We start from the raw sequence: 5,051 nt of genomic DNA, 5'->3' as shown, positions 1-5,051 counted from the left end.
GCCGTAGGTCTCGGCCTGGAGCTTGCCGTTCGGGTTGGTGCGCTCGCAGCAACTCCAGTTGCCCCACTTGCACTGCCGGCACTCGCCGCAGCAGATGGTGAAGGGCACCACGATGCGGTCGCCGACCTTGAGCTTCCGGTTTTCGCGCCCGACCTCGATGACCTCGCCCATCGTCTCGTGCCCAAGGACGTCGCCACACTCCATCGTCGGCATGAACCCGCCCATGAGGTGGAGGTCGGATCCGCAGATCGCGCAGGCAGTCACCTTGATGATGACGTCACGGCCGTGCTCGATCTTCGGGTCCGCCACGGTCTCGCACGAGATCTTGCCTCGGCTCTGCCATGTGAGTGCTTTCATCCGGCGACGCTCCTGGTTCGGGGTGTGCCGACAGGATGACCCCCACCGCTACCACCACGGAGGTAATGTCCGACGCGCGTGCCTGATCCGGATGGGGGCGAAACTTCTCCGCCTCCGGATGGCCGTTGCGAAGCAGTGGGATTTTTCATCCAATGGAGGAAATCTGACGCTTGGCACCCCCGCTGCCGGGGCTGCTTTCGACCCAGGCCGTGTCAAAACTCGGAGAATGGGCGTCTGCCGTCAGGTGACGTCCCGGTCGTGCGAGAACGGGCCTTCCATCGCTTGGAGCAAGCTTTTGTGGTCGAGCCACGATCCGTTTGAGTGAAGGCGCCTTTGGACGGTCTATCGGCCCCTCAGTGAGCGATCCGAGGCTTTCGCTCAGGCAGGGATCGCCACCAAGAGATTGTGGCTTCCCATGATGTTGAGGACCCGCGTCAGATTGTAGGCCAGGATCTGGAGCGCCATCTCGGTCGCGACGCGCGGCAGGGTTTTGGTCAGGAAGTGCGTCGCCCCCATCCGCGCCTTCAGCATGCCGAAGGGATGCTCGACCGTCTCGCGCCGGACCCGCATGGCCAGCGGATCGCTGCCTACCGGCGCTGCACGGCCTCCAGCACGTCCTCGTTCTCCCACCGTGTCACCCGGCGCTCCTTCCCCGTCGTGCAGTCCGCCTTCATCGGGCAGGTCGGGCAGACGTTCGTCCAGTAACGATGCAGCGTCAGACCATTCTCGACCGAGGTGTGCCGATAGGACAGCGTCTGACCCGCCGGACACAGGTAGGCGTTGTCCTGGCGACGATAGAGGAAGTCTTCCTTGCCGAAGCGTCCAGCGGCCTTGGCACCCGAGATCATCGGGCGGGGCAGCGTCACGGCGATGCCCGCACGTTCTCAGGCCAGGATCTGTTCACCGGAACAGTAACCCCGGTCGGCCACTGCATCGAGCGTGTCCGCCTCCAGAGCCTCTTTGGCCCATGCAGCCATGCCGTGAGCTGCGCCCGGTCCGAGCGGGCATTGGTGACCGCGTGTGCGACGATCAGATGATGCTCGGTCTCGACCGCCACCTAGACGTTGTAGCCCACCAACCCTAATCCACGCCCGCTGGTGGCCATCGATTGCGCATCGGGATCGGTCAGCGAGACCTGCCGGTCTGGCGCCGCCTTCATCTGCTCTTCCACTCTGGCACATCGATGCCGTCAGGGGGCGTCCACCCCTACGCTTTTGGTTTGCTAGACAGCATCCATTGTGAGGACACAGATGCAGTTCGCCATGTCCTACAGATGCAGGTCGTGCGGCGCGCCGGGCACCGGGGATCTGACCGAGGGGATGCCGAGCATCTCGTAGATCCTTTCGTGCGCCGCGTCCCAGCAGAGGCCCCCCCGCACTCCCGGGCGCCGCTCGGTCGATGGCGGCTACCGGGCACGCACACGAACGGGCACCGACTTCGCGGCCGGGACCTTGCTGCGCTCGGCGTGATGCCACAGCGGGATCAGAGGGTTGCACTCGGGGTAGTAGCCGCCGAGGCAGCCCTCCGGGATGTCGTAGGCCAGCACTCGAAAGCCCGTGACCTCGCGCTCGACGCCGTCGTTCGCGGCCCCAACGAGATCGACGGTCTGCGCGTCGCGCAAGCCCAAGCGCTTGATGTCGGCCCGGTTCATGAACAGCACCATCCGGGTGCCCTTCACGCCGCGGAACCGGTCGTCGTAGCCGTAGATCGTGGTGTTGAACTGATCGTTGGAGCGCATGGTGATGAGCCGCATCACCTTCGGGTCGTCCTGCTCGGTGTCGGGATTGGCCGAGAGGCCGCGCGGCGTGACGAAGTTCGCCCGGCCGGTCTCGGTCTTCCACTGCCGCTCGGCGGCGGGGATCGGTCGACGGAAGCCGCCCGGCGTCCACATCCGCGCGTTGAAGTCTTGGAACTCATTCGGGTAGGTCGCCTCGATGGCATCGCGCACGCTAGCGTAATCCCCGCCCCAGCGATCCCAGTCGATGTAATGGTTGACCGGCAGTGTGGCCTTCGCGATTTCAGCGACGATGCGCGGCTCGGACAGGAGGTGCGGGCTCGCTGGCTCGGCGTACCCTTTCGAACCGTGGATGCAGGCGGTCGAATCCTCCATCGTCACCGTCTGCCGACCTCCGGGCTGGCGGTCGATCTCGATCCGGCCGAGACAGGGGAGGATGTAGGCGATTTCGCCGTGAACGAGGTGATTGCGGTTGAGCTTGGTCGAGATCTGAACCGTGAGGCGTAACTTCCTCCAGGCCGCCTCCATCATCGCCGTCTCGGGAACGGCGCGGATGAAATTGCCGCCGAGAGCCACGAACGCTCGGATCGAGCCGGCGATGATCGCCTCACAGGCCTCGACCGTGTTGAGCCCCGTCTCCTTCGGCGGATCGAAGCCGTAGAGGGTTTTAAGCTTGTCGTAGGGGACGAGCTCCGGCTTTTCGGTGATGCCGACCGTGCGCTGGCCCTGGACGTTGGAATGGCCACGTACCGGACAGATGCCGGCGCCGGGACGGCCGATGTTGCCGCGCAGCAGCAGGAGGTTGACGAGTACCTGCACCGTCTCGACGCCCATGCGGTGCTGGGTTAGGCCCATGCCGTAGATGCCGATCGCGGCCTTGGATTTGGCATAGGTCCGCGCCACCTGTTCCAGCGCGGCGCGCGTCAGGCCGGAGTGGCGCTCCAGCTCGTCCCAGCCCTTTCCACGTACGGAAGCGGCGAAGGCTTCGAAGCCTTCGGTGTGCTCGGCGATGAACGCGACGTCGATCAGGCGCGGAGGGCCGGTCTCGCGCGCCGCGTCGTCGGCTTCGAGCAGCGCCTTGCAGATCCCGTAGATCGCCCCGAGATCGCCGCCCGCCTTGACCTGAAGGTACTGTGACGAAATCCGCGTCTCGGACCGCGTCAGCATCTCCAGAGGGGCCTGCGGGTTGGTGAAGCTTTCCAGCCCGCGCTCACGGAACGGATTGAATGTGATGATCGGCACCCCGCGCTTGCTCGCCTCCTGCAGCGGGTGAAGCATCCGGGGCGCGTTCGAGCCTGGGTTCTGACCGAAGAACAGGATGCAGTCGGTATGCTCGAAATCGTCCAGCAGCACCGTGCCGACCGTTGATCCGATACTCTCGGGTAACGCGACCGACGTCGATTCATGGCACATATTGGAGGAGTCGGGCAGGTTGTTATTCCCGTACAGACGCGCCATGAGGCCCCACATGTACGAGGCTTCCAGGGACGCTCGACCGGAGGCGTAGAATACGGTCGCCTTCGGCTCGACCGCCCTGAGTTCGGCGCCGATTTCACGGAACGCCGCCTCCCAAGACACGGGGACGTACTTGTCGCTAGCGGCATCCCAACGCATCGGTTCGGTGAGACGCCCCTCTTCCTCGAGATCGTAGTCGCGCCACGTCTCTAGTTCGGTCACGGTATGTTTCGAGAAGAAGTCCGTGGTGATCCGCTTGCGGGTTACCTCCCAGGCTGTGGCCTTTGCGCCGTTCTCGCAATACTCGAACATCGCGGGCTTGGCCGGTTTCGCCCAGGCGCAGCTCACGCACATGAAGCCATCGGGCTTGTTCTGGTGCATCAGCATCGAGGCGCCCGACAGCGGGATCTGCTCGCGGAGCAGGATCTCGGTGAGGGATTTCGCCGAACCCCAGCCGCCGGCAGGACTGTTATACGGCTTGATCGTGATAGGATCTGTCATTCCGATCTCCGAGAATGTGCGCCGAACCGATAATTAAGCCGGTTATTTTCTGCGCATAATTTCTTAAAAGCTTGATACGGGCGCGATGGTAGGGAATATTTACTGCGGTTCAGTTCTGTGTGGCGCAGAATACGAGCGAGATGTACCCAGCCCGACCCTCGCGCGCAGGGGTATGACATTGGACGACAGAGCTTGGTGAGGGACAGGATGCGTCGGAACGCCGTGCAGGCGCGCCCAGCCGTCCCCCGTTGTTGAACGGTGCAGCAAGGCACCAGCAGCGCGCAAAGAAAGGAACTTGGTGATCGAATACCATCTTAGGCGAATTACCGCGGATAATCCACAAATCTACCCTTCCGTGACGTTTCGACACAATAATGTAAGATAGTTTTTATTTACGACATCATGTTTATTTTCATGCGTTCGCGGATTATATAATCTGAGAGCCTGCTGGAGAGCGGCATTAATTTTTGTCGCGGTTACGGAACATCGCTATCTCGGCGCATCCGTGCTGCAGTGCCGATTTGCTGACCGGTTTGTCCCTACCGATGGAGAGTATGAATGGGTGTCGCCAGACCTGCGGCGTAGACCTGTCGCCGAACCAGCCTCAGCCTCTTGGCGCGCCTACTTCTGCAAATTCTGCCGCATCCACTTCGCGGCATCTTCCAGTGTGTCGAACACGTCCGCTTTTTCTGCAAATTTTCTCCGAAGCGGACAGACGGCTTTCGGCCAGCAACTGCCACCACGAAGCGCCCGCCTGAACGTCTCAGATGGGTGGGTTTCTGCCGATCCGCTTTCGGGTGGGAGTTGACAGAAGCAGACGCTGCCATCGCGCTCGCTCACGACCAGAAGCAGCCGTACCGGAGGCGGCAAGCTGCACGGGACCCTCAATCGTTGCAAGCACAGTGTGCAACGACCCGCTCGACCAGTCGATCGGCGGTGAAGGTTGCCTCCGGGTGATCCAGCCGCAGCGCGGCCTGGGGCATCTCGGGGCATTCGGCCTCGG

Annotated in this window: 2 protein-coding genes and 1 pseudogene; all 3 read right to left on the bottom strand. The window is 63.0% G+C overall.

Annotated features, from left to right (window positions below):
* Positions 1-357, bottom strand: a 357-nt coding sequence (locus MKK75_RS28495) for an alcohol dehydrogenase catalytic domain-containing protein (RefSeq protein ID WP_244045851.1), incomplete at its 3' end; no start/stop codon positions are given.
* Positions 358-735: 378 nt separating this feature from the next.
* Positions 736-1,516: pseudogene (locus MKK75_RS28490) on the bottom strand (transposase); the annotation flags it as partial.
* Positions 1,517-1,762: 246 nt separating this feature from the next.
* A complete protein-coding gene (locus MKK75_RS28485) occupies positions 1,763-4,048 on the bottom strand; it encodes an FdhF/YdeP family oxidoreductase (RefSeq protein WP_244045850.1) in 2,286 nt (761 codons plus the stop codon).
* Positions 4,049-5,051 lie beyond the last annotated feature (1,003 nt).

This window comes from Methylobacterium sp. J-030, from assembly GCF_022829545.1.
Lineage (GTDB): Bacteria > Pseudomonadota > Alphaproteobacteria > Rhizobiales > Beijerinckiaceae > Methylobacterium.
The sequence above is the reverse complement of the archived record's forward strand: the minus strand, read 5'-3'. Positions and strand labels throughout refer to the sequence as shown.